Genomic DNA, 24,999 nt, shown 5'->3' with positions numbered 1-24,999 from the left:
CTGATCTCAGCCGATGTTCGATTAAAGCCCTGCCTGCTGACATGCATTCAGCACAAAGCCGTTGTGCTTGTGCTGGATTTTCGCAATACGTCGATCCCTTTCGCACTCCCAGGGGCTGACCGGGTAGCTCTGATGCCAGGCCTGCATCAGCTGGCGCTGACTTTTCGCCAGACGGAAGCGGTATTCCTGCTCCATGTAAAGATAGGTGCGGGCAATGGCCCCTCTGGCACGTGGCGGCGGATCGACCCGGCGGTTCTTGAAATCCACTTTGATATCGCACTGACCGTAATAGGCACCGTCATTTTCGCGCCAGGGAGTAAAGCGGTAGTTGGAACGATCGCCGTTCACTTCGCCGATGACCGGGGTCAGGTTATGCATGTCGGCTTCCATCTTGCTGAAGGTCGGGTCTTTGCGGCAGTTTTTACGCCCGCCATCCTGCCAGCATTGCAGCTGATGACCAAACTGCCAGGCCGGAACCACGTGCTCCCATTCAATCCGGCTGGCACGTTTTTCCTGCTTGCGTACCTGATAGCCACAGCTGTTTAAATCCGGGACGCCCTTTTTCCCTTGCCACTCAATCCGGCAGCCACAGTAAAAGCTCTCATTGTGATCCTGATAAATGTTGACCAGCAGTTTTTTTGCTTTGGAGAAGTTTTGCGGTGAGTCTGCCAATACGGGATTGGACAGGGTACTGACGCTTAGCAGCGCGACAGTCATTAGCCTTTTCAGCTTGATTAACATGGGATTTCCGGTGACTGAATACAGGGTGATGATGTTATCAGTACCGGAATTTTTTAGAAGTGTTTCACGTTATCTGTGTGTAAAAAATCAAATTTTCAATATGACTGCGGCGCATTTCCAGTAATGGGCGTCAAGGGCTGGTGGCATTGCATGCAGTGATAGATGGCCTGCTGACGCAGAATTTTATGATGCCGCCTGACAGTGAGCTGATGCTCCCGGCACTGGCAGCGGTAAGGGAAAGTACGCCCGCTCACAGAAGAGGTATCGAAGCTGTGGGTGGTGCGCGCCGGCACATGAAACACCTCAGTCATCATTTTTTGCCATTCCGGGCCATGCGGACGCACTTTGCCATGGCAGGCATACGTGAGCAGGTGAGCCAGTTCATGGGGTACCACTTCGGCCAGAAAAGCCTGCGGGTTTTCTGCCAGTAAAATCGGGTTATAGCGGATCTCCCAGCTTTGCATCCGCGCACTACCAGCAATTTTACCGCGTTGGGTAAAACGGATGACCGGATCGGGAAACGGTTTGCCAAGCTTGTTTTCAGCCTGTCGAAGGCAGGCGAGGGTCCGCTCAATCATGGCTTGTTGTAGTGAGTCCATAACGCTGAAAGGTAAACAAACAAGAGGCTCAGTATGAAAGGTCTGGCGCGGATTTTCTACCCGCAATAGGCCTGAAATGCGTCTTGTACAGCAATGACAGCATTTGGATCATGGGTGGTCAAAACCTCAGTAAGCTGTACAGCCACAGATGAGCAGCTTTTGGAGCGATTGGAACATGGGAAGTAAAAATCACTAAAATGTTTTTATTTTCATGTTGTTATCTGTTTTTTTAGAGATGGGGTAACAGCTTGATCTGCTTTTAGAACATCGGTGACCCTAAGCTGAAAGAGCTGTACAGGGGATCGGACGGAGCGGACGGAGCGAAAGGAAAGCAATGAAAAAGGAAGCCGAAGCTTCCTTTTTCACGAGTAAGAATCACAGCCTTGCGGATTCTGAACGGATTACTTGATGTTGGCGTAATCGCGCAGCAGATCGGCTTTGTCGGTTTTTTCCCAAGGGAATTCTTCGCGACCAAAGTGACCGTATGCTGCGGTTTTCTGGTAGATAGGTTGCAGCAGATCCAGCATTTCGATCAGGCCGTATGGGCGCAGGTCGAAGTGGTGACGCACGGCGTCCACGATCAGATCATGAGAGACTTTCTCGGTGCCGAAGGTTTCCACCATGATAGATGTTGGATCGGCAACACCAATCGCATACGACAACTGGATTTCACAGCGGTCAGCCAGACCAGCCGCGACAATGTTCTTCGCCACATAACGGGCGGCGTAGGCCGCACTGCGATCCACTTTCGATGGATCTTTACCCGAGAAGGCACCACCGCCGTGACGTGCCGCGCCGCCGTAGGTATCAACGATAATTTTACGGCCAGTCAGACCACAGTCACCCATTGGCCCACCGATCACAAAGCGGCCGGTTGGGTTGATGAAGTATTTGGTGTCTTGGGTCAGCCACTCTGCCGGCAGCACTGGCTTGATGATTTCTTCCATCACCGCTTCTTGCAGTACAGGCAGCTCAATGCTGTCACAGTGCTGAGTGGACAGAACCACGGCATCGATACCCACGATTTTGCCCTGGTCATAAGCAAAGGTGACTTGGCTTTTGGCATCCGGGCGCAGCCATGGCAGCGTACCGTTTTTACGGACTTTCGCCTGACGCTCAACCAGACGGTGGGCATAAGTGACAGGGGCCGGCATCAGCACTTCAGTTTCGTTGGTGGCGTAACCGAACATGATCCCCTGATCGCCCGCACCCAGATCTTTCGGGTCGCTGCGGTCAACACCCTGGTTAATATCAGGAGACTGCTTACCAATCGCGCTCAGAACGGCACAAGAGTTGGCATCAAAACCCATGTCTGAATGGACGTAACCAATGTCGCGCACTGTCTGACGGGTCAGCTCTTCGATATCCACCCAGGCCGTGGTGGTGATTTCACCACCGACCATGACCATGCCGGTTTTGACGTAAGTCTCACACGCAACACGTGCTTTCGGGTCTTGTTCTAAGATCGCATCCAGGACTGCATCTGAGATCTGGTCTGCAATTTTATCTGGATGGCCTTCCGATACCGACTCAGAAGTAAACAGGTGTTTCGCCATGAGTATTCTCACTATTAGAAAAACTTTAAAAGGTAATTGGAGGTGTGATTTTCAGCAGTCTGAGTGATAAATCATCAGTCTGTATGTATAGAGCTACCTCCGTCTAGACGGCTATAATAACTTGTATGGGATCAAAATCAACAACTAGATATGTGTGGAAATAAGATAATTGTCAGCCAAACGATTATCTTCATTATGTGGTTTGTAATCTTGTTGGTGAATAATACTGGGTTACATTAAAAAATCAGACCATTTAACTTCTTTGTGAGTTGACAGCCCCTTCTTTTCTTTGCGAAAGGCGTCCCGGCCTCTTGATGTCCCGGCGCGTATTGCTATCTGAGCCGCGATTGCCTGATCGAGTCGCGGCGATTTGATGTTCGGACCAATTGTTATTGATAGGTTGCAGAAAAATTATTTCGGACAATGAAAAAAATACGCCAGACGGGAGCTTTTTTTATTCCGATAAAGCACTATTTATATATCTGTTATAAGGAAGGATGGAGTGACAGCGGGCGTATTTACTGGCATTGCGCTACGCTCGCAGACAATGATCCTGGGGAGTGAGGCGGGTCACAATTAGGATGAATCTCGTTAACGCTTGGTATACACTAGAGCGGCTTTTCACTTACGTAGCACGGATATGACATTACGAGTCGCAATTAATGGATTTGGCCGTATCGGCCGCAGTGTACTGCGGGCCTTGTATGAAAGCGGCAAACATCACCAGATAAAAGTCGTGGCAGTGAACGAACTGGCTCAGCCTGAAGCGATGGCACATCTACTTCAGTATGATTCCAGTCATGGTCGCTTTGGCTGTAAGGTCAGCCATGATCAGGAACATCTGTTCATTGCCAATGGTCAGAGTGAAGACGCGATTCGTATTCTTCATCTGAGTGATATCCAGTTGCTCCCGTGGCGGGATCTGGAAGTGGATATTGTTCTGGACTGTACCGGGGTGTACGGCTCAAGAGCCGACGGTGAAGCCCATATTCAGGCCGGTGCCAAGAAAGTCCTGTTTTCCCATCCTGCTGCGAACGATATCGATAACACCATCATCTTCGGTGTGAACCAAGACAGCCTGTCACCTCAAGATCGCATTGTTTCCAACGGTTCCTGTACCACCAACTGCATTGTGCCTGTGATTAAAGTGCTTGATGATGCTTTCGGCATTGAATCCGGCACGATCACAACCATTCATTCAGCCATGAATGACCAGCAGGTGATCGATGCCTATCATACTGACCTGCGCCGGACACGCGCTGCGAGTCAGTCGATCATTCCGGTCGACACAAAATTACACTTAGGTATCGGCCGTATTTTTCCTCATTTTGCGGATAAATTTGAGGCGATTTCAGTCAGGGTTCCTACAATTAACGTCACCGCGATGGATCTGAGCGTTACGGTAAAGACTAATGTCTCGGTTAATGATGTAAATCAAGCCCTGGCCGAGGCTGCCAGGTGTACATTGACGGATATTGTCGATTACACCACAGCGCCACTTGTTTCTGTTGACTTCAATCATGATCCCCACAGCGCTATTGTTGATGGCACCCAGACGCGTGTCAGTAATCAGCATCTGCTGAAATTGCTGATTTGGTGCGACAACGAATGGGGATTTGCAAACCGTATGCTGGATACAGCACTGGTGATGCATCAGGTCAGTGGTCAGCTGCAAGACGTTTCTGAATTCCCCAGCCAGGCAAAATCGCAGGGCTGAATGTATTTATCATTTACACAGTAAGACTATTGAGAGGACAAACCATGTCTGTAATCAAGATGACTGATCTGGATCTGGCCGGTAAACGCGTGCTGATCCGTGCCGATCTGAACGTGCCAGTCAAAGCAGGTAAAGTAACTTCTGATGCACGTATCCTGGCATCTCTGCCAACGATCAAGCAATGCCTGGCAGCAGGCGCAAAGGTAATGGTTACCTCTCACCTGGGTCGCCCGACCGAAGGTGAATATGCTGACGAGTTCTCTCTGCAGCCTGTCGTGAACTATCTGCAAGACGCGCTCGACTGTGATGTGACGCTGGCGAAAGACTATCTGAATGGTCTGGATCTGAACGCTGGCGAGCTGGTGGTACTGGAAAACGTTCGCTTTAACGTGGGCGAGAAGAAGAATGACGAAGCGCTGTCCAAGCAATACGCGGCGCTGTGTGACGTGTTTGTGATGGATGCATTCGGTACGGCGCACCGTGCCCAGGCATCGACGCACGGTGTGGGCATGTTTGCCCCTGTCGCTTGTGCCGGCCCGCTGCTGGCTGCGGAACTGGACGCGCTGGGTAAGGCGCTGGGTAATCCGGCTCGCCCTATGGTGGCGATTGTTGGCGGCTCGAAAGTGTCGACCAAACTGACAGTGCTGGAGTCGCTGGCTAAGATTGCCGATCAGGTTGTGGTGGGTGGCGGTATCGCGAACACCTTTATTGCAGCTGAAGGTCACGGTGTCGGTAAATCTCTGTATGAAGCCGATTTGGTTGATACAGCCAAAGCACTGATGGCGCAAACCAATGTACCGGTTGCGACTGATGTGGTCTGCGCCAAAGAATTCTCTGACACCGCTGAAGCCACCATTAAGTCTGCTTCTGACATTGCAGAAGACGACATGGTACTGGATATCGGTCCGGATTCTGCTGCTGAGCTGGCCCGTATTATCAAAGATGCCAAAACTATCTTGTGGAACGGCCCGGTCGGCGTGTTCGAGATTGAGCAATTCGGCAAAGGGACTGAAGTGGTCGCGCAAGCGATTGCCGACTCTGAAGGTTTCTCTATTGCCGGTGGCGGCGATACGCTGGCAGCCATTGATAAGTACGGCATCAAAGATAAAGTGTCTTACATCTCAACCGGTGGCGGTGCGTTCCTGGAGTTTGTGGAAGGCAAAAAACTGCCGGCAGTTGCTATGCTGGAAGAACGAGCGAAAGCCTGATAACAGCGGCGCTGGGCTTGCTCTGCGCCTGGAATATGCTGTGTGTGGCGTGAACTTTAACCGTTTGGCCGCACACATTAGCAATGAGTTTATCTTTAAACCCAGACAACAAAGCTAAAAGCTAATAGGACTATTGTTATGTCTAAGATCTTCGACTTCGTAAAACCTGGTGTGATTTCTGGCGACGACGTACAGAAAGTATTTGCAGTAGCAAAAGAAAACCAATTTGCTCTGCCAGCGGTTAACGTGGTTAACACGGACTCTATCAACGCAGTGCTTGAAGCTGCCGCGAAAGTGAAAGCCCCTGTTGTTGTTCAGTTCTCAAACGGCGGTGCAGGTTTCTTTGCCGGTAAAGGCCTGAAGCTGGAAGGTCAGAACGGCCCGATCCTGGGTGCGATTGCCGGTGCAAAATATGTTCACGCCGTGGCTGAAACTTACGGTGTGCCAGTGATCCTGCACACTGACCATGCGGCGAAAAAACTGCTGCCATGGATCGATGGTCTGCTGGATGCCGGTGAAAAGCACTTTGCGGAAACAGGCAAGCCTCTGTTCTCTTCGCACATGATTGACCTGTCTGAAGAGTCGCTGGAAGAAAACATCGAAATCTGTGCCAAGTACCTTGAGCGCATGAGCAAGATGAACATGACACTGGAAATTGAACTGGGCTGTACCGGTGGTGAAGAAGACGGTGTGGATAACTCTCACCTGGACCAATCTTCTCTGTACACTCAGCCAGAAGATGTGGCGTACGCTTATGAGAAACTGAATGCTATCAGCCCGCGTTTCACTATCGCAGCGTCATTCGGTAACGTACACGGTGTTTACAAGCCAGGTAACGTGGTTCTGACGCCAACTATCCTGCGTGATTCTCAAGCGTATTGCTCTGAGAAGTTCGGTATTGAGTCCAATGCGCTGAACTTCGTATTCCACGGTGGTTCAGGTTCTTCTCTGGAAGAAATCCGCGAATCTATCGGCTACGGTGTGATCAAAATGAACATCGATACCGATACTCAGTGGGCAACCTGGAACGGTATCCGTGAATACTACCTGGAAAACGAAGCTTACCTGCAGGGCCAGATCGGTAACCCAACCGGTGAAGACGCGCCTAACAAGAAATACTATGATCCACGCGTATGGCTGCGTAAAGGTCAGGATTCTATGGTTAAGCGCCTGGAACAAGCTTTCTCTGATCTGAATGCAGTAGACGTGCTGTAATTCGTCACTCTGAGCAGATGAGATAGTAAAAAGCCCGCTGTGCGGGCTTTTTTATTTGGTTTAATAGCCAGAGCTGAATAAAGTTACCTTAAGCCGCATAAAAATGTCTTGCTTGTGACCGTTATGACGGCAATATTGCGCATGTCGTATCATAATTATCTGAGTCCAGATATGTGATTAATGTTAGGGTAATTTCGTTCTGTTTGTTATGTATCACGGGACTTGAGCATTACCGCATCATCCCCAATGTAGAGAGAGCGCTATGACTGAGAGTGTAACGGATAAAGTGGTTGATACCATTGCCAATAATGAGCTGGCTGATGGTGTGAAACAAGCGGGTAACTGGATTATTGATAATCAGGAACTGTTAATCCAGTATGGCGTTAACCTGATTTCAGCCTTGTTAATCCTGTTTATTGGTAACCTGGTATCGAAAGGGGTGGCGAGCGGATTCGGCAAAATGCTGCGTCGTAAACAAATGGATGAAGCAGTTGTCAAATTCCTGCAGTCACTGGTTCGTTATCTGCTGTTTGTGATAGTGCTGATTGCAGCGTTAAGCCGAGTGGGCGTACAAACGGCTTCTGTAGTAGCGATTATCGGTGCCGCCGGCCTGGCTATCGGCCTGGCCTTGCAGGGCTCGCTGTCCAACTTCGCGGCCGGTGTGCTGATTGTTGCCTTCCGTCCTTTTAAATCCGGCGATTATGTTGAAGTGGCCGGTGTGGCCGGTTCGGTCGAATCTATTCAGGTCTTTCAGACTGTACTCAATACCCCGGACAATAAAATGGTGGTTGTCCCTAACGCCGCTGTGATCGGCGGAGCTATCACCAACTACTCCAAGCATGAAACCCGTCGTATTGATTATGTCATCGGGGTTTCGTACAAATCGGATCTGAAGAAAACCAAAGAAGTGCTCAAGCGCGTTGTGGATGCCGAGCCGCGTTTGCTGAAAACGCCTGCGCCAACCATTGGTGTGGTGGCACTGGCTGACTCTTCGGTGAATTTTGTGGTGCGTCCCTGGGTAAAAACGGCCGATTACTGGGCTGTTTACTTTGATTTGCTTCAGGCAATCAAAGAAGAGCTGGATAAAGAAGGGATTGAGATTCCGTTTCCGCAAATGGATGTGCATCTCAACAAAGTTGAACAGTAATATTCAGCTAGATTGAAACAACAATGGAGCCGTTTGGCTCCATTGTTGTTTTTGGCCGGTATCACGCGACAGCTAGAAAGCATACTGTGCCAGCAGGCCTTGAGCCAGATGGGCTGCAATAATGAACATCATGGCGGCAACGGCAATATCGATGCCGCGTTTGACTTTGGGTTTGGACAAGGTGGGTGCCATCTTCGCGGCGGCAATCGATAAGGTAAAGAACCAAACGAACGATGCCAGTATTGTACCTATGGCAAAAGCAATACGGTCCTGGCCTTCAAACTGGCCGCCAATCGAGCCCAGAATAACAACGGTATCCAGGTACAGGTGCGGGTTGAGCACAGTAACAGCCAGCGCGCCAGCAACCACGGCCCGTCTGCCGCGAGCCAGTATTTGCCTTTGTGCCTCTTCTTCAGAGGTCTGGCTAAAGGCACTTTTCAGCGACAGGCTGCCGTAAAACAGCAGAAAAGCGATCCCGCCCAATGTCACGGCCAGCAACACGCTTTCGTTGCTGGAAAGCAGCGCGCCGCCGCCAAATACGCCCAGACTGATGAACAACACATCAAGCAGGCTGCATACAGTGGCTGTGGTTAAATGGTGATTACGTTTAATGCCTTGATTGAGTACATACGCATTTTGAGCGCCAATCGGAATGATCATGCTGGCGCCAAGGCCAAAGCCTTGCAGTAACGGCCATAGGCTCATAGGTGATATTGTCCTTATTCTGTGGTGAAAATGACGGGCTAGACAGGTTACATCTGGCTAAAGCTTAAATCGCTCGCTATGATTTAGTAAATCTAATAATTTTTATGATTTATTAGACTTCCTAATAATGAGGGTGGGCATGGAAGGACTGGATTATCGCTGGGTACAGGCGTTGGACGCGGTGGTGTCACAGCGAGGGTTTGAACGGGCGGCAGAAATGCTGTGCATTACTCAGTCTGCGGTCTCGCAGCGGATAAAACAGCTGGAGAAACACATGGCTCAGCCATTGCTGGTTCGGGAGCAGCCACCAAGGCCCACGCCGGCAGGACAAAAATTGCTTGGCCTGTACCGCCGTGTTCGTCTGCTGGAGCAGGAGTTGCTGCCGGATATCCGCCCTGGCGAACAAAGTCAGCCATTACAAATGTCGATCGCCACGAATGCCGACAGTCTGGCCACCTGGTTGCTGCCGGCGCTCAGTCCGCTGCTCAAACAGCGCCGCATCGAAATTAACCTGATGCTGGAAGATGAAAGCCGAACCCTCGACAGGCTGCGCAGCGGGGAAGTGGTCGGGGCCATCAGCATGGAGGCCACCGCAATGCCAGGTTGTGTGTCTGATTACCTTGGCCGGATGGATTATCTGTGTGTCGCCAGTCCGGACTTTCAGGCGAGGTATTTTGCCGCTGGTGTTAACCGCGAGGCGCTGATGCGCGCTCCTGCTGTGGCATTTGACCAGTATGACGATTTGCATGAAGTCTTCATTCAGCAGCATTTTAATTTGCCGCGTGGCAGCGTGCTGACCCACAGGGTGCGCTCCTCAGAAGCCTTCGTCAAACTGGCGCTTCAGGGAGTGGCATACTGCCTGATCCCTAAAATTCAGATAGAGTCAGAACTGGCAAGCGGCGAGTTGGTCAACCTGACCCCGGGTATCATGCTGACCCGCAGAATTTACTGGCATCACTGGGCGCTGGAAAGTGGTGTCTTTAGTGAAGTGACAGCTCAGTTGCTTGACCATGCCAGACACCGTCTGCCCCAGTGAGGGGAGCCTGCGTAAGCGGGTATTGATAATTGTCACTTTAATAAAATGATGTGCAAAATTTTTTGCGATCCAGGGATAATTTTTCTCCGTCCGGTGTCAAAAACAGCATAAGGCCAATGAGCTGAAACCTAACGTTATGATTTGGATGGTGTTATGAAAAAAACCTTACTTGCTGTTTGTTTGAGTGGAGCGACGCTGATCAGTCCGTTGGCAATGGCAGAAGACAGTTTTCCCCGTCTGGAAACCATTGGTGTGGGTGAAATAACCGCTCAACCGGACATGGCTGTATTTACAGTGGCGGTTGAAGAAAATCGCAAAACCGCTCAGGAAGCGAAACAGGCCGCGGATAAAGCCGTCACGGCCTTTATGGACCGCTTGCAAAAAAGCGGCGTGAAACGTGCAGATATTGAAAGCGCCAATATTTATCTGCATCCGCAGTATCACAGCAGCAACGATGCACCACCTGAACTGGTGGGTTATCAGGCTTCACGTCAGGTGACTGTGACTGTTCGCGATTTAGAACAACTCAACACCTATCTGGACAGTGCGCTGGGTGATGGCATCAACCGGATTCAGAACATCGAACTGAAAGTCAGCGATGCCGATAAGTATATGGAGCAAGCTCGCCAGGCCGCCATCAAAGATGCGCAGAGTAAGGCCAAGTCACTGGCACAAGGTTTTGATACCGATATCGAAGGCGTGTGGAATATCCGCTATTTCGATCCGATGCCGCGTCCGGTGATGGGGCGGATGAAAATGGATGCGGCGATGGAAACTCAGGCCACCTATCAGGATGCCGAAATTACTTTCCGCGACAGAGTGGAAGTGGTTTTCCGTCTGGAAAAATAACGCCATGCGTCAGACAGCAAGAAGCTCACCCCAGGGTGAGCTTCTTGGTTTCAGGGGCGTGCCGGAATTAATGCAGAATACGGGCACGGACTGTGCCGTCAATGGCCTTCAGCTTATTCAGTGCTTCTTCAGAGCGCTCGGTCTCAACGTCAATCACCACATAACCCAGCTCAGGACTGGTTTGCAGATACTGAGCGGCAATGTTAATGCCTTCAGAGGCGAATATTGTGGTGATCTGGTTCAGGATACCCGGGCGGTTTTCGTGAATGTGCAGCAGGCGCGAACAGCCACGGTGCTCAGGCAATGACACTTCAGGGAAGCCAACGGCCGACACGGTTGAACCGTTGTCTGAGTATTTCACTATTTTGCCCGCCACTTCGATCCCAATGTTTTGCTGGGCTTCCTGAGTCGAACCACCGATGTGCGGCGTCAGGATAACGTTATCAAAGCGTGTCAGTGGTGACTCGAACATATCTTTGTTGGTTTTAGGCTCGACCGGGAAGACATCAATAGCCGCACCTGCCAGATGTTTGCTTTCCAGCGCACTGCACAGTGCATCTATGTCGACGACTGTGCCGCGAGCGGCATTGATAAAGATCGAACCCGGCTTCATGCGCGCGAATTCTTCGGCACCCATCAGGTTCTGAGTGTCCAGCGTTTCAGGAACGTGCAGACTGATAACATCGGATTTATTGAGCAGCTCACTCAGGGAATCAACCTGGGTTGCGTTACCTAAGGTCAGTTTGTTTTCGATGTCATAGAAATACACATCCATACCCAGGTTTTCAGCCAGAATACTGAGCTGAGTCCCTATGTGGCCATAGCCTATGATACCCAGTTTCTTACCACGGGCTTCATAGGAAGAATCCGCCGTTTTTTGCCATTCACCCCGGTGGGCTTTGGCATTTTTTTCCGGAATACCGCGCAGCAGCAGCAGTATTTCACCCAGTACCAGTTCAGCCACACTGCGGGTATTTGAGAAGGGGGCGTTAAATACAGGAATACCACGACGGTTGGCTTCAGCCAGATCAACCTGATTGGTACCAATGCAGAAACAGCCGACAGCAATCAGCTTTTTGGCCGCGTCAAAGACTTCTTCAGTCAGCTGGGTGCGGGAACGAATGCCAACAAAGTGGGCATCTTTGATTGCGTCGAGCAGTTCATCACCTGCCAGCGAGCCTTTGTGATACTCGATATTCTCGTAGCCGGCTTGTTTGAGCACTTCAAGTGCAGAGGGGTGAACGCCTTCCAGCAGCAGAATTTTAATCTTGTCTTTATCCAGCGAAACTTTTGCCATGGTCCTTTTCCTTAAAAACAACAGGTATTCCATACAGCGGGCAGGATAACGTGTTCATGCAACAGCACATTGTGATGTCACACGGTGACAGGCGTACATCCTGTGTTGCCGTCTGGTGAGCTTAAACGATTGCGTTCACATTAAAGTATCAAAAATTTCGATGAAGTGGCGAGAATATTACGAAATGGATAATAAAAAACGGCATATATTATGCCGTTTAGTCATCAAGCCTTATGAACAGCGCTGAAACTGTTATTTAGTGACAGTTTTCACGCCATCTGGAGAGCCTACCAGCAGGACATCCGCACCGCGCCGGGCAAAAAGGCCGACAGTGACCACGCCTGGCAGTGCATTAATCTTATTTTCCAGATCTTTTGCATCAGTGATCTGCAGATTGTGCACATCTAAGATGATATTGCCGTTATCAGTGATGACACCTTCACGGTATACAGGATCGCCGCCCAGCTTCACTAATTCACGGCCTATGTAGGAGCGCGCCATCGGAATGACTTCAACCGGCAGCGGGAAAGCACCCAGCACATCGACTTCTTTGGTGTTGTCGACAATGCAGATGAATTTTTTGGCAATGGCCGCAACAATCTTCTCGCGTGTCAGTGCCGCACCGCCACCTTTGATCATGTCAAAGTCAGGGTTGATTTCATCGGCACCATCCACGTAGATATCCAGCGCAGACACTTCATTGGCATCAAATACCGGAATACCGATCTCTTCCAGCCGCTGTGTTGATGCCACAGAGCTGGACACAGCACCTTTGATTTCTTCTTTGCGGGTTGCCAGCGCATCGATGAAGTGATTGACGGTAGAGCCGGTACCAACGCCAACAATGCTGTCTTTGGTCACGTAGTCCAGGGCTGCCCAGCCAGCCGCTTTTTTCATTTCATCTTGTGTCATGCTTTTTCCTCGTGATGGCCTATGGATTGCGGAGCGCTGATTATAGCCGAGCATTGATACTCTGGCAGGTTAAAATCATGATGAAGATCCCTGTTTAGGCAACTGGCAGCTGGATGTTTACCAGTGATGGTGCGCCGAGGGGGTGATAATGGCTGGCAGGGGCACATCCCAGGCTTCTGCCGGCAGATGCCGGACCTGCTGGCAGTCGTGGGCCAGTCCGAGAGGGCGAGGGCCTGCGCCGTTATGGTGCCACTGGCTTAATGTGCGGTCATAGTACCCGCCTCCCATGCCTAACCTTTGTCCCTGCTCATCAAAGGCGACAAGAGGGGTACAAATCAGATCCAATTCGTGAACGGGTTTAACAAGACGGACATCCAGCACAGGCTCGGCAATACCATAGCGGTTACAATGCATTTTCGTCTCAGGCCGGTAATGCAGAAATAACAAGTGGCCTTTGCTGAAGGGATGTAACACGGGCAGATAGACGTTCTTGTTCTGGTGCCACAGCCATTCGATTAACGGTTCGGTATCTAACTCACCGTCATTGTTGAGGTATAAAGCCACATGTTGCGACTGGCGAACCTCACTGAGCTGACAAAAGCGGCTCAGCACAGCCTTACTGGCCTGTTCCTGCTGATGTGGGGTCAGTGCCTGGCGTTTAAGGCGCACCTGCTGGCGAAGCTGCTGGCGTGTGGTTTGGGTTGTTTGGCCGGTCAGGCCTTGCGGGTGAGATGCATCCATAACATTCTATGCCTGTCGTCGCCTGCTCAAAGAGAGAACTGCTGGCTGTGAGCAGAATAGAAAATAGAGGGGGTGCCCCAAGGTGCCGTTGCGAATTGTAGCCCTTGAACCAGACGTTCAAGGTGGATCGGCAACATTAACCGTAGGCTTCTCAGTCGTGCTGAGCATGCTCAATAGCTAATAAAAGCAAATCCTGGTTTTTTGCTTATCGGCTCGGGGACGTCGATTCGCTGACGCACACCCCAGGGTCAATCCATTATCAACGTTGCGGTTGATTTTGCAATGCCTCAGTCAGAGTTTCTGTTATTTGACCGATGCGCTCGGACAAAGAATCGGCATTGTTGTTAAATTCTTTTCGTTCGTTATGCAGTTCACTGCAGATGTTCAGCCCGGTAAACATCAGTAACTGCTCCGGGTTGGAGATTTTGGTTCGCTGCGACAGTTCATTCAGGCGATTGTCAAAATCCGCCGCGGCTGCACGTAACGCTGTTTCCTGGCCAACGGGGCAATTTACCTTAATGGTACGGCCTAAAATTTCAATTTCAACTGCCTGCGAGCTCATAGCTGTTTTGTATCCGTGTCAGTCACTGTGAATTCGTGAAGCGAAGATCGGCCGCTAATATAGAAAAAGCCTATTTAACTTGCAAGCATGCGACCTGACTGCATGAACGGCCCGCAAGCGAGATGACAAATCTTCATCAGTTCGGTGTTATTTTTGCCGTTGAGCCGATGAATGCCAGTAAAAATATCGACTCAATCAATCGCCTTTTGCTTTAGGTTAGCCTGAATCCAGCCTTAGTGGTAGCATATCACAAACCCATCTGACACCAATCTTATTAAGGTGAAAAAGCCCATGAGCGAAGTAAAATTGCCGGCTTATGAAGCGGTTGAAGCCGCGCTGAAAAGTCAGTCTCTGGCGGTTACGCCCTCAGAATTACACGGATTACTGACGGGTATGCTGTGCGGCGGTTTACCCGCGGTCGGCGAGCATTGGATTGGTCCGATCTCGGATTACGCCAACAATGGCGAATCTCTGGACGGTGACGCCAGAACGCTGACGCAAAACCTGGTGGACATTACTTCGAAGGAATTGGCTGGTACGGGTTTTGACGCGTCTTTGTTGCTGCCAGATGATGATGTGGATTTGATGCTGCGGGCTGAAGCTTTGAGTGAATGGGTTAACTGTTTCTTGTCCGGATTGGGTCTGATGGGACTGAATCAAGAAAAACTGCCAGCTTCAGTGCAGGAAGCCTTGGGCGATCTGCAGGATATCGCGCAGCTGGGGATCGACGATGAGGATGATCTGGAAGAGCAGGCGACGTTGTTTGAGCAGGTCATAGAGCATGTCCGGATGTGCACGCTGACCTGTTATTTCGAGCTGGTGTCGCGGCACCAGTCGGGTCAGGGCGATGCGCCTACGCTGCACTGACAGGGCAGGTTTGAGGTAAAACAGACGTGAAGCAGTATGATGTTGTCATTGCGGGGGGAGCCATGACGGGTGCCAGCCTGGCCCTTGCACTGAATACCCTGAGTCAGGGTAATTTACGCATTGCCGTTGTTGAAGCGGTTTCTCCTGAACAGACAGGCCATCCCGGTTATGATGCCCGCAGTATTGCCATGTCCTTAGGCTCCGTCCGTTTGATGGAGCAACTCGGTCTCTGGTCATCTCTGGCGGATGACGCCACGGCCATCTCTCGTATTCATGTGTCTGATCGCGGTCATCCCGGCTTAGCCCGTATGTCAGCCAGTGAGTATGGTATCAGTGCGCTGGGCTATGTGATTGAGCTGGCTCAGGCAGGCTCAGTATTCCTCGAACAGCTGTCGAAAAGGGCGGCAATTGATTTGTTTTGTCCGGCCAGAATCCATACGCTGCATCGCGAACAGGGTGTGGTCAGCCTGCAGCTTTCTACCGGCGAATCCCTGCAGGCCAGCTTGCTGGTGGCGGCCGATGGCGGGGTGTCCGGCTGCTGCGCGCAACTGGGCATAGGCCATCAGAGCCTGGACTTTGAACAGGTCGCTGTGATTGCCAATGTCTCGACCGCTTTGTCTCATCAGGGCGAAGCCTTTGAACGATTCACCCCTTATGGTCCTCTGGCGTTGCTGCCGATGAGCCAGGGGCGAAGCTCGCTGGTATGGTGCATATCGCCGCAACAGCAGCAGGAAGTGATGGGATGGGACGACGAGACGTTTCTGGCGCAGTTACAGGCCGCCTTTGGCTGGCGCATGGGCAAGCTGATAAAAACCGGCCAGCGATTTGTGTATCCGTTGAGTCTGCGCCAGGCTGAGCGCCGGGTTTCTCATCGTTTTGCTGTGGTCGGCAATGCCGCTCAGACATTGCATCCGATAGCGGGGCAGGGGTTCAACCTGGGCTTGCGTGATGTCGTGACGCTGGCTGAGGAAGTGGTGGCCGGTTATCAGGCCGGTGAAGACCCGGGATCAACGGCGATACTGAGCCGCTTTCGGCAACGTCGCGAGCCAGACCAGACAGCCACGGTGGCGATGACAACCTGCCTGGTAAAACTGTTTGCAAATGAACACTGGCCTTTGGTTGCCGGACGTAATGCCGGCCTGATGGCGATGAGTGTAATGGATACAATTAAAGCGCCGCTGATGAAGCGGGCGATGGGACAGGTAGACAGATAATCATGATGCAAAGTGTGGATATAGCCATTATCGGTGGCGGTATGGTGGGGTTAACTCTGGCAGCGGCCCTGGCCGATACTGATCTTCGTATTGCTGTCATTGAAGGCCAGTTGCCTGACCCAGAACTGGCCCCGTTACCGGATGTCCGAGTCTCTGCATTGAGCCGTGCCAGTGAGCGGATTTTGCAGCGGGTCGGAGCCTGGCAAGGCATGGCGGAGCGCCGAATCAGCCCTTATCAGCAGATGGATGTCTGGGAGCAGGACAGCTTTGCCCATATCAGTTTTGATGCTGCCTCTCTGGCGCAGCCTGATCTTGGTCATATCGTCGAAAATCGCGTGATTCAGCTGGCACTGCTGGACCAAGTGAATGCTCAGCCCAATGTGACCATGATTGCCCCGGTGCGTTGCCAGCAACTGGCTTTTGGTGAGCGTGAAGCCTGGCTGACGCTGGACAACGGTCAGAGCCTGACGGCCAAGCTGGTGGTGGGGGCGGATGGCGCCAATTCATGGGTACGCAGGCAGATGGATATCCCGCTGACTCACTGGGATTATGGTCATCACGCCATTGTTGCCAACATTCGCTGTGCTGAGTCCCACACGCGCACCGCCAGGCAAATTTTTACCCCTGATGGACCACTGGCATTTCTGCCCTTGTCAGAACCGGATCTGTGCTCGATTGTCTGGTCTGTCTCGCCGCAGAAGGCGGAAGACTTGATGGCTCTGGATGCCGACAGCTTTAGCCATCAGTTGTCCGCGGCGTTTGATTGCCGGCTGGGGTTGTGCCGTCTGGAAGGCGAGCGTCAGGCTGTGCCGCTGAAAATGCGTTATGCCCGTGATTTTGTCCGTGAGCGTGTGGCGCTGATTGGCGATGCTGCGCATACGATTCATCCGCTGGCAGGGCAAGGGGTGAATCTGGGGTTGCTGGATGCTGCCTGCCTGGCGGAGACTGTGAGCCAGCTGTGGCGTCAGGACAAGGACATAGGGGCCCGCCAGCATCTGCGTTATTTTGAGCGCTGGCGAAAAGCGGAAGCGGCGAAAATGATTGCGGCTATGCAAGCGTTCCGGGAACTGTTTGAAGGCAGTCATCCGGCGAAAAAGCTGATCCGTGATGTGGGACTGTTGCTGGTCAACCATGCGCCTGGGGTCAAAGATCAGTTTATGCGCCGGGCCCTGGGACTGAGCGGAGAACTGCCTGCGTTAGCCAGGGTTGAGTAAGGTTCTTTTAACTGAATGCTAATTCTGAAAAGCCGTCTCGCTAAGAGGCGGTTTTTTTTTGTGAGTCCATTTGCTTTCAATCTGTTTTTTTTCTCCTAAAGTAATAACAGTTAGGCAAGACGAAGCCTTTGTAAGGGAAGGTTAGACCTCTTTTTGTGAACATATCGGCGTCGCCGTTTTGGTAAGGATCTACTTATGGCTCATATTCCTTCTGAATTGAAATTCACTAATACTCATGAATGGGTACGTCCCGAAGGGGACGGTATCTATACTGTCGGCATCACAGATCACGCGCAGCAAATGCTGGGGGATATGGTGTTTGTTGATTTACCGGAAGTGGAAAGAGTCACTGAGGCCGGCGAAGAGTTTGCGGTGGCGGAATCGGTTAAAGCGGCGTCGGATGTGTATGCACCCATATCCGGGGTTGTGGTGGCTATCAATGAAGACCTCGAATTGTCTCCTGAGCTGGTGAATAACGATCCGTACGGAGATGGCTGGCTGATTCAGATAAAAGCCGATGATGAAGGTGAGCTGGATGAATTGCTGGATGCCGAAGGGTACCAGGAATTTACTACTGAAGAAGACTGATATCAGCCAAACATAATAATCAGGCCGGTGACTGACCGGCCTGACATATGGCTATCAGGCCGCTTCTTTGAGCCGGCGGATTTCCATATTCACTTCTTTCACGGTTTTGAAATGACGCTGTTCTGCTTTCACGGGCAGTTTGAGCAACCCATTGTCAAATTCATACCCGCCACGACCGTCAATGTACAAGCGGCCACTGAATAGCCTGCTGACGTGTTTGGCTACCAGTTTCGGTAAATACTGTTTAAACATGCGCATAATGATGAGCAACCTTGCCTTATTTCTATTGTTGTTGTGTTTATTTCGCGGCCATTATAGATAATTGACTATGAAATATTTGTGATACTCTCAGCATAATGTTTATGTAAAATGATGGCTTGGTGTAATTAATTTTTACAGATTTGTCATTGTGCAGAGTATTATTCTGAATTGCTGTGTGAATACTCAGTTAAAACCGGACGGTTTTTCCGGGCGTGAAACGCAGGGGATGCTGATTTTTATTGTTTTTTATCAGTGGTTTATTGTGTTCTTGCCTGTCTTGGTTGGATAACAGTTACAGTATTTGCTGTAGGAATGTGTTGGTGTTTTTTTGTACATAAACATGAGGCGAAGACAGCAAAAAAGTATTTTCTGCTGACCAGTGCAACTGCTCTGATCTGTGCGTTAAATTGCGAAAAGGGTGAATGGTTACGCAAAAAATGGAAGCGAGGCCCGGTTTTGGCTAGCGACAGATATCGCCATAGATTGGTTCGCACAGCTGAACAAGATCGTTCATCGCCAGCTCAATTCCCGCCATGCGATCACCACTGCTGATATTGACTGTCTGATAGTGAGAGAGTGACAGGTCAAAAACCACAGGCAGCGGCTGCCTGAGCCCGACAGGGGCAACCGTGCCGATAGTCAGGCCGGTGACTTCTTCAACGTCTTGGGCGTCTGCACACGTCATCCGGCGGCAGCCAAATAAGGTGCGGACTTTTTTAGGATCAACCTGTCTGGTGCCGGGCACACACGCCAGAACGTGCAACCCGCCCATATCCCGCAGCAAAATCGATTTGACCATCCGATGGGGCTCTACACCCCGCGCTTCAGCCGCTTCTTGTATGGTGCGGGCAGGCTTGTTATGAGGGAGCAGCAGGAAGTTAACCCCTTCCTGCTGCAGATAACGCGTGATGGGAGTATCCAGCATTACGCCTCTTCATCCAGCGAATACGGCAATGGCAGCTGTTGCCACTGGTTTTCAGGCTCGGCAGCCAGACGAAAAGCCGTATTTTCCTCCAGATCATTGGGCAGTACCACCAAGGCCAGGGACTGTTGATCACTGAACTGATAACCGGCAATGATTGTGCCGCCTTTGCGCCAGTTGTCACCGACACTGCGCTCCAGCACATCGCCGGCTTTCGGGCAGTTTTCGGCCTGGCCAGAGACAATGTACATGGCCCGTTTGTTGATGCCGCGCCATTTGGCCCTGGCGACCGTTTCCTGACCGGTATAGCAGCCTTTTTTGAAGCTGATGCCGTTAAGCGCCTGCAAGTTCATGGATTGAGGAATGAATTCCAGCTCGGTTTCGGTATCAATACGGGGCAGGGCCTGGCGAATATCGTACAGATCCCAGAGCGAGTCGTCTGACAACACGGCCTTGGCGGCAATTTTTTCGGCGATCTCGCCGGCGGCGGCGCTATCCACTGCCAGCAGCCAGCGCTGCGCATCAATTTTCACCGCGGTACCTTTGTCAAATGCCCGTACCTCTCCCTCACCACCCACTACACTGTCTATGGTGGCTTGTGCCTGCTCACCAGTCAGGCCCAGTAAGACGTCGGTACTGGCTTCTATAGCGGTTTTTGAAAAGATGGCGTACTTTTTCAGCTCCGGCAATTGGGTGTCCATGACGCTTTTACGCTGCAGCCAGCCCAGGCCGTCCCTGTGATGAAAAAGGCGGAAGATGGTGCGCATCTTACCTTTGGCGTCACAGTGCGCGCCAAGTGTTGACTGCCGGGCAGCCAGAGAGACCACATCGCAGGTGACTTGTCCCTGCAGATAGGAAATGCTGTCCTGACCAACCAGAGTCACCAGTCCCCAATGGGTGAGATTTACCAGGGCAAGTGATGGCAGAGGAGCGTCAGCGGAAAGTGGAAGTGTGTCGAATTGCAAAGTATCTGACCAGGTGCTCATAGTCGAATCCGTCGTTGGTAAGGAAAGCTGGCTTCAGCTTTCAGAAAAGCTTCGAATAAGCGCTATGTTATCGCTCTGGCTGAGCTTTGTCAGCCTGCAAGCAAAAGTACCTGAGTTTTTGTGTCAGGTATTATCACGACCAGCTCTCATTTTGTTGTGCCATATGTGACTGCAGATAGTCGGCAGGAAAACTGGCTGGTAGTATTGCCGCAGAATGAACACCACCAGGAGTTGAGGTTGGAAATGATAGGTGCAGACGATAAAGCACGAATTAGATGGGCCTGCCGTCGTGGCATGCTGGAGCTGGACGTCATTATCATGCCGTTCTTTGAAGAGTGCTTTGATGATTTAAACCCGCAGGATCGCCAGGATTTTGTGTCTTTACTGACATGTGATGATCCGGACCTGTTCAACTGGCTGATGGAGCACGGACGCAGCACTAACCCTGCGCATGCTGCAATGGTGGACAAGATTGTTGCCCACAACAAGAGCAAGCTTCGCTAACCTTACGCTTTACCCTTCTTCTATCTTGCTTGCCGCTTTAACCGGAGCATATCTGGCAGTGGCAAGCCTGTTGTCTTTCCTGATGCTTGCTGATGTTCTGCCCTTACCGTTATGGTGGCTGTTGTGTGAATGGCTGTGGGGCGAGTATCTTTGCGCCAGAATCCAGCTCGCCTCCCTGCATGGCGCGCTGATTTTATTTGATGACCGGCAAATTGAATGGCAGCACTGCCGCTGGCAATTGTTCCATACCCGTGTGCTGACCTCCCGGTTACTGGTTATTGAGTTGCAACGCGCCCACCAGCATTACTGGCTTGCCGTCAGCCGGGATGCCTGTTCTGACAAAGATTTTCGTCTGCTGAGCCTTTTCTGCCGTACCTGCTGACGGCAAGGGTTGAGCCTGCTGGCTTTATCGCCGGCTTCTGGAAGCAATGTCATTCTTATCCTGCCCGTTATCACAATATTGCGATCATAAAACAGAACAGAGTAAAACTCTGAATCATAGTTGATGTAATTGATTGCCTGGAAACTTATAATGCCTTCTTGGTGTTTAACTGTATAAAACGCCAACATTTTATACTTTTAAGGAATTTTGTGTAATGAAAGTCAGGCATAAGCTGCTAGGGCTGGCAGGATTAAGTGTCACAGCGATATTTTTGTTGTTTGGAATAAATAGTTATACCAATCAAAAGCTTGTGAATATAGAAGTGGCTGGCAGCCAGCTTGATCAACTGGAAGTGACATTGCTTAACCTCAGGCGTAATGAAAAAGATTTTCTGGCACGTATGGATGTTAAGTACCTGCAGACCTTCAATGACAATTACGGCAAATTTCAGGCGCAATTAGTACGGCTGCAGCAAGATGTGGCTGCGTTGTCGATTGATCTGCCGCAAGTGACAGCTCTGCAAGGCCAGATACATGATTATCATGCCGGTATGCAGGCTATGGTCTCAGGCTACCAGACTCTGGGACTGACACCATCACAAGGGATTTACCAGTCACTGTATCAAAGCGGTGAACAGCTAATGACATTGGCAGCTGAAAGCACGCAGACATTGGATCTGTATCGCTTGATACTGACGGCAAAGTTATTTGCAGCGACCGATGACAAAGCTTTGCTGGCAGACTATCAGGCGTTTGTCGCGCAATACGGTGAGCAGCTGGATACGCAGTTTGGCCAAAATTACCGCGAATTTAATCAGAGATTCAACCAGCTGGTGGCGCAGAAAACCCGAATTGGCCTGAGCCATAAAGATGGGTTGAGAGGGCAGATCCGCACCTTGTCTCATCAGGTTGAGGCCGAATTTGGCCAAATGCAGCAGCAGATAGACAAAGAAGCGGACCAGGTTAAGGTTTCAGTCAGCCGGCTGACCTGGCTTTTTGTCGCTGTCATCATTGCAGGACTGATCGCGCTGTCATGGAAAATCAGCGCCTCTATTCTGGCCCCGGTTGAGCGTTTGAGCCACTTAATGAACCGTATCGCCACCAGTCATGATCTCACCCTGCATGCCGATACCTCAGGTAAAGACGAGCTTGCCGCGATGGGGACGCACTTTAACTATCTGCTGAGCAGTTTGCGCAAGCTGGTGGGGGATGTGCAGTCCGCCGTGTCGGAACTCGGTGCAGCTTCTTCCCAGCTTCAGCGCCGCAGCCAGGACGCGGAGCAGGCACTGGCGGCCCAACTGCTGGACAGCGATTCTGTGGCGGCGGCCAGTACAGAAATGCAAGCGACCATCAGCGAAGTGGCTCATATTACCCATGAAGCGGCTTCACAGACGGGCCGCAGCCATGATCAAGCCACACAAGGGTTATCGGAAGTTGTCGAAACGCGTGCACGGATTGATCAGCTGTCCGCAGGGCTGGCTCAGAGCAGCCAGGAAGTGTCCAGTCTTTCCGGTTTGTCAGACAGTATCGGCTCTGTGGTTGTAGTGATTAAAAACATTGCTGAGCAAACCAATCTGCTGGCTTTGAATGCTGCCATCGAGGCCGCCCGGGCCGGTGAACAGGGTCGGGGATTTGCGGTCGTGGCCGATGAGGTACGCTCTCTGGCCATGCGCACCCAACAGTCAACGCAAGAAATCACCAGCATTATCAGCTCACTGCAGCAGCAGACGGAACAAGTGGTCAGCCATATTGAGCACTGTCGGGTGCAAGGGGATGACAGTGTGGCCCAGGCGCAAAGTGCGGAGGCAAAGATCCGAACCGTGATTGCCGATATGCAGCGGATACTGGATTCCAGCACCCAAATCGCTGCGGCGGTGGAGCAGCAGAGCCAGGTGTCTGAAGATATTGGAGCGCGGGTAGTGTCGATTCGCGATGTCACCAATAGCAATGTGGTGGTGGTGCAGGAAAATGCGCAGGCAGCCCACTCTGTTTCCGTGCAGGCCCACACCTTATCGCAGGCGATCAAAGCCTACAAAGTATGAGCTGACCGCTGAGGTAGGAAGACATCACTGGCATTACTGACGGGAGCCCGGGTGGCTCCCGTTGCTATTGTTTTTATTGCGGATTACGCGGATCCAGTATGGTGGGTGACAGCGTCTCCAGCATATCCGGATAATCCAGAGTGTAATGCAGCCCCCGGCTTTCTTTTCGCTCCAGCGCACAGCGCACCATCAGTTCGGCGACCTGCAGCAGGTTCCGCAGCTCCAGCAGGTTGTTGGATACCCTGAAGTTACTGTAGTACTCATCAATTTCCTGCTTCAGCAGCTGGATCCGGCGCATGGCCCGCTCCAGGCGTTTGGTGGTGCGCACTATGCCGACATAGTCCCACATGAACAGACGCAATTCATGCCAGTTGTGCTGGATGACAACTTCCTCATCTGAATTGGAGACTTTACTTTCATCCCACAGCGGGATGGATGACGGCAAGCTCACCTCATTGAGGTGCTGACTGATGTGCTCAGCGGCCGACCAGGCATACACCACGCACTCCAGCAGCGAGTTGGACGCCATGCGGTTGGCGCCGTGCAGGCCGGTGTAGCTGACTTCGCCAATGGCATATAAGCCGTTCAGGTCCGTTTGTCCCTGCCGGTCGACCATGACTCCGCCGCAGGTATAGTGGGCGGCCGGGACGACGGGAATGGCATCTTTGGTAATGTCGATACCATAGCCGAGCAGTTTCTCGTAGATGGTCGGAAAATGCTTGGTCACAAAATCAGCGGGTTTATGGCTGATATCCAGATACATGCAGTCTGCACCCAGTCGCTTCATCTCATAGTCGATTGCGCGGGCAACGACGTCCCGCGGGGCCAGCTCGGCACGCTCGTCAAACTCTTGCATAAAGCGGGAGCCGTCCGGACGGCGCAGATACGCCCCTTCGCCGCGCAGGGCTTCGGTCAGCAGGAAATTACGCGCTTCTGGATGGAAAAGGCAGGTGGGATGAAACTGATTGAATTCCAGATTAGCGACACGGCAGCCCGCCCGCCAGGCCATGGCGATACCATCACCGGATGAGACATCCGGGTTCGAGGTATACTGATACACCTTAGAAGCACCGCCGGTGGCCAGTACCACGAATTTGGCCCGCACGGTTTCGACAGACTCACGCTGGCGGTTCCAGATGTAAGCGCCGAGCACCCGGTTGGGCGCATCGGTCTCACCTATTTTATGGCTGGTGATCAGATCCAGCGCATTATGGCGCTCCAGCACTTCAATATTCGGGTGGTTGTGAACATTGTCCTGCAGCGACATCTGCATGGCCATGCCCGTCGCATCTGCCGCGTGCAGAATCCGGCGGTGACTGTGACCGCCTTCGCGTGTCAGGTGGTAGCGAGGATGATCGTCGGTGCTGTTGTCTTCCTGATCAAAGGGCACCCCGGCGTCTATCAGCCATTGCACGCAATCGCGGGCATTTTCAGCAATGAAGCGAACCACTTCTTCATCACAAAGGTGGGCACCGGCAATCTGAGTATCTTCAACATGAGAGTCCACGCTGTCTGTTTCATCAAAAACAGCAGCGATACCGCCCTGAGCATAGTAAGTCGCCCCTTCACTCCGCGGGCCTTTACTCAGGACGAGCACTTTACACATCGGAGCCAGACGCAAGGCCAGAGAGAGGCCTGCGGCGCCGCTACCGATGACCAGGACGTCACAACTGTGTTCTCGGTTCTCGTTCATATTGATCTCATATCCCTGTGGTAAGCTCGCCATATTACCAAA

General features: G+C 51.6%; 25 protein-coding genes and 1 other RNA gene. 13 read left to right on the top strand and 13 right to left on the bottom strand.

Annotation, left to right across the window (positions count from 1 at the left end; all coding sequences use genetic code 11):
- Positions 1-21 precede the first annotated feature (21 nt).
- From P0Y67_RS10150 to metK, 3 genes are all read right to left on the bottom strand, one after another.
- Positions 22-741 carry an endonuclease gene (locus tag P0Y67_RS10150; protein WP_446728824.1) on the bottom strand — a complete coding sequence of 240 codons (720 nt, stop codon included), beginning with the start codon at positions 739-741 and terminating at the stop codon, positions 22-24.
- Between the two features lie 95 nt (positions 742-836).
- Positions 837-1,340 carry a SprT family zinc-dependent metalloprotease gene (locus P0Y67_RS10145; protein ID WP_342391773.1) on the bottom strand — a complete coding sequence of 168 codons (504 nt, stop codon included), beginning with the start codon at positions 1,338-1,340 and terminating at the stop codon, positions 837-839.
- A gap of 401 nt (positions 1,341-1,741) precedes the next feature.
- Complete coding sequence (gene metK / locus P0Y67_RS10140; protein ID WP_342391772.1) at positions 1,742-2,896, bottom strand: methionine adenosyltransferase; 1,155 nt, start codon at positions 2,894-2,896, stop codon at positions 1,742-1,744.
- Positions 2,897-3,536: 640 nt separating this feature from the next.
- On the opposite strand from metK, the gene epd reads away from it, so the two are divergent.
- From epd to mscS, 4 genes are all read left to right on the top strand, one after another.
- The gene (gene epd / locus P0Y67_RS10135; protein WP_342391771.1) at positions 3,537-4,613 is read left to right on the top strand and encodes an erythrose-4-phosphate dehydrogenase; all 1,077 of its coding nucleotides are present in this window, start codon (positions 3,537-3,539) and stop codon (positions 4,611-4,613) included.
- A 44-nt stretch (positions 4,614-4,657) separates the two neighbouring features.
- A complete protein-coding gene (locus tag P0Y67_RS10130; RefSeq protein WP_337112837.1) occupies positions 4,658-5,821 on the top strand; it encodes a phosphoglycerate kinase in 1,164 nt (387 codons plus the stop codon).
- Between the two features lie 138 nt (positions 5,822-5,959).
- Positions 5,960-7,036, top strand: coding sequence for a class II fructose-bisphosphate aldolase (fbaA, locus tag P0Y67_RS10125; protein WP_027253596.1), 1,077 nt, complete (start codon positions 5,960-5,962; stop codon positions 7,034-7,036).
- Between the two features lie 262 nt (positions 7,037-7,298).
- Entirely contained in the window at positions 7,299-8,183 is an 885-nt protein-coding gene (gene mscS, locus P0Y67_RS10120) for a small-conductance mechanosensitive channel MscS (protein WP_027253595.1), read from the top strand.
- 72 nt (positions 8,184-8,255) lie between these two features.
- Here the strand turns inward: mscS and P0Y67_RS10115 are convergent, their stop codons facing one another.
- Positions 8,256-8,888, bottom strand: a complete 633-nt coding sequence (locus P0Y67_RS10115; RefSeq protein WP_342391770.1) for a LysE/ArgO family amino acid transporter — start codon at positions 8,886-8,888, stop codon at positions 8,256-8,258.
- A gap of 139 nt (positions 8,889-9,027) precedes the next feature.
- Here P0Y67_RS10115 and P0Y67_RS10110 point away from each other — a divergent pair, with 139 nt between their 5' ends.
- Together P0Y67_RS10110 and P0Y67_RS10105 are read left to right on the top strand one after the other, a co-directional pair.
- The gene (locus P0Y67_RS10110) at positions 9,028-9,924 is read left to right on the top strand and encodes a LysR family transcriptional regulator ArgP (protein WP_342391769.1); all 897 of its coding nucleotides are present in this window, start codon (positions 9,028-9,030) and stop codon (positions 9,922-9,924) included.
- Between the two features lie 153 nt (positions 9,925-10,077).
- Complete coding sequence (locus P0Y67_RS10105; protein WP_161455997.1) at positions 10,078-10,773, top strand: oxidative stress defense protein; 696 nt, start codon at positions 10,078-10,080, stop codon at positions 10,771-10,773.
- A 67-nt stretch (positions 10,774-10,840) separates the two neighbouring features.
- On the opposite strand, the gene serA is transcribed toward P0Y67_RS10105, so the two are convergent.
- From serA to P0Y67_RS10080, 5 genes are all read right to left on the bottom strand, one after another.
- Positions 10,841-12,070 (bottom strand): phosphoglycerate dehydrogenase, encoded by a 1,230-nt coding sequence (gene serA, locus P0Y67_RS10100; protein ID WP_337112842.1) that lies wholly within the window; start codon positions 12,068-12,070, stop codon positions 10,841-10,843.
- A 252-nt stretch (positions 12,071-12,322) separates the two neighbouring features.
- Positions 12,323-12,982 (bottom strand): ribose-5-phosphate isomerase RpiA, encoded by a 660-nt coding sequence (rpiA, locus tag P0Y67_RS10095; protein WP_342391768.1) that lies wholly within the window; start codon positions 12,980-12,982, stop codon positions 12,323-12,325.
- Positions 12,983-13,099: 117 nt separating this feature from the next.
- Positions 13,100-13,723, bottom strand: a complete 624-nt coding sequence (locus tag P0Y67_RS10090; RefSeq protein ID WP_342391767.1) for a 5-formyltetrahydrofolate cyclo-ligase — start codon at positions 13,721-13,723, stop codon at positions 13,100-13,102.
- 70 nt (positions 13,724-13,793) lie between these two features.
- Positions 13,794-13,975, bottom strand: a non-coding RNA gene (ssrS, locus tag P0Y67_RS10085) — 6S RNA.
- 7 nt (positions 13,976-13,982) lie between these two features.
- Entirely contained in the window at positions 13,983-14,285 is a 303-nt protein-coding gene (locus P0Y67_RS10080; RefSeq protein WP_342391766.1) for a cell division protein ZapA, read from the bottom strand.
- Between the two features lie 291 nt (positions 14,286-14,576).
- On the opposite strand from P0Y67_RS10080, the gene P0Y67_RS10075 reads away from it, so the two are divergent.
- The 4 genes from P0Y67_RS10075 (at position 14,577) to gcvH (ending at position 18,168) form a co-directional block, all read left to right on the top strand.
- Positions 14,577-15,152 carry a UPF0149 family protein gene (locus P0Y67_RS10075; RefSeq protein ID WP_342391765.1) on the top strand — a complete coding sequence of 192 codons (576 nt, stop codon included), beginning with the start codon at positions 14,577-14,579 and terminating at the stop codon, positions 15,150-15,152.
- 26 nt (positions 15,153-15,178) lie between these two features.
- Complete coding sequence (gene ubiH / locus P0Y67_RS10070; protein ID WP_342391764.1) at positions 15,179-16,366, top strand: 2-octaprenyl-6-methoxyphenyl hydroxylase; 1,188 nt, start codon at positions 15,179-15,181, stop codon at positions 16,364-16,366.
- Positions 16,367-16,368: 2 nt separating this feature from the next.
- Positions 16,369-17,580: an FAD-dependent 2-octaprenylphenol hydroxylase gene (locus tag P0Y67_RS10065; RefSeq protein WP_342391763.1), complete on the top strand. Its 1,212-nt coding sequence runs from the start codon at positions 16,369-16,371 to the stop codon at positions 17,578-17,580.
- A gap of 204 nt (positions 17,581-17,784) precedes the next feature.
- Positions 17,785-18,168: a glycine cleavage system protein GcvH gene (gene gcvH / locus P0Y67_RS10060; RefSeq protein WP_342391785.1), complete on the top strand. Its 384-nt coding sequence runs from the start codon at positions 17,785-17,787 to the stop codon at positions 18,166-18,168.
- Positions 18,169-18,222: 54 nt separating this feature from the next.
- On the opposite strand, the gene P0Y67_RS10055 is transcribed toward gcvH, so the two are convergent.
- From P0Y67_RS10055 to ygfZ, 3 genes are all read right to left on the bottom strand, one after another.
- The gene (locus P0Y67_RS10055; protein ID WP_027253583.1) at positions 18,223-18,426 is read right to left on the bottom strand and encodes a DUF1107 domain-containing protein; all 204 of its coding nucleotides are present in this window, start codon (positions 18,424-18,426) and stop codon (positions 18,223-18,225) included.
- A gap of 463 nt (positions 18,427-18,889) precedes the next feature.
- Entirely contained in the window at positions 18,890-19,354 is a 465-nt protein-coding gene (locus P0Y67_RS10050; protein ID WP_342391762.1) for an aminoacyl-tRNA deacylase, read from the bottom strand.
- Entirely contained in the window at positions 19,354-20,337 is a 984-nt protein-coding gene (gene ygfZ / locus P0Y67_RS10045; protein WP_342391761.1) for a tRNA-modifying protein YgfZ, read from the bottom strand. The genes P0Y67_RS10050 and ygfZ overlap by 1 nt, the downstream gene beginning before the upstream one ends.
- Positions 20,338-20,580: 243 nt before the next feature.
- On the opposite strand from ygfZ, the gene P0Y67_RS10040 reads away from it, so the two are divergent.
- From P0Y67_RS10040 to P0Y67_RS10030, 3 genes are all read left to right on the top strand, one after another.
- Complete coding sequence (locus tag P0Y67_RS10040) at positions 20,581-20,841, top strand: FAD assembly factor SdhE (protein WP_120513499.1); 261 nt, start codon at positions 20,581-20,583, stop codon at positions 20,839-20,841.
- Positions 20,810-21,223: a protein YgfX gene (locus P0Y67_RS10035; protein WP_342391760.1), complete on the top strand. Its 414-nt coding sequence runs from the start codon at positions 20,810-20,812 to the stop codon at positions 21,221-21,223. The genes P0Y67_RS10040 and P0Y67_RS10035 overlap by 32 nt, the downstream gene beginning before the upstream one ends.
- A gap of 214 nt (positions 21,224-21,437) precedes the next feature.
- Positions 21,438-23,264 carry a methyl-accepting chemotaxis protein gene (locus tag P0Y67_RS10030; RefSeq protein ID WP_342391759.1) on the top strand — a complete coding sequence of 609 codons (1,827 nt, stop codon included), beginning with the start codon at positions 21,438-21,440 and terminating at the stop codon, positions 23,262-23,264.
- 73 nt (positions 23,265-23,337) lie between these two features.
- On the opposite strand, the gene nadB is transcribed toward P0Y67_RS10030, so the two are convergent.
- Positions 23,338-24,957 (bottom strand): L-aspartate oxidase, encoded by a 1,620-nt coding sequence (nadB, locus tag P0Y67_RS10025; RefSeq protein ID WP_342391758.1) that lies wholly within the window; start codon positions 24,955-24,957, stop codon positions 23,338-23,340.
- Positions 24,958-24,999 lie beyond the last annotated feature (42 nt).

It is taken from the genome of Photobacterium sp. SP02 (assembly GCF_038519165.1).
GTDB lineage: Bacteria > Pseudomonadota > Gammaproteobacteria > Enterobacterales > Vibrionaceae > Photobacterium > Photobacterium halotolerans.
Note: the sequence above shows the minus strand (reverse complement) of the source record. Positions and strands in the feature narration are given on the sequence as shown.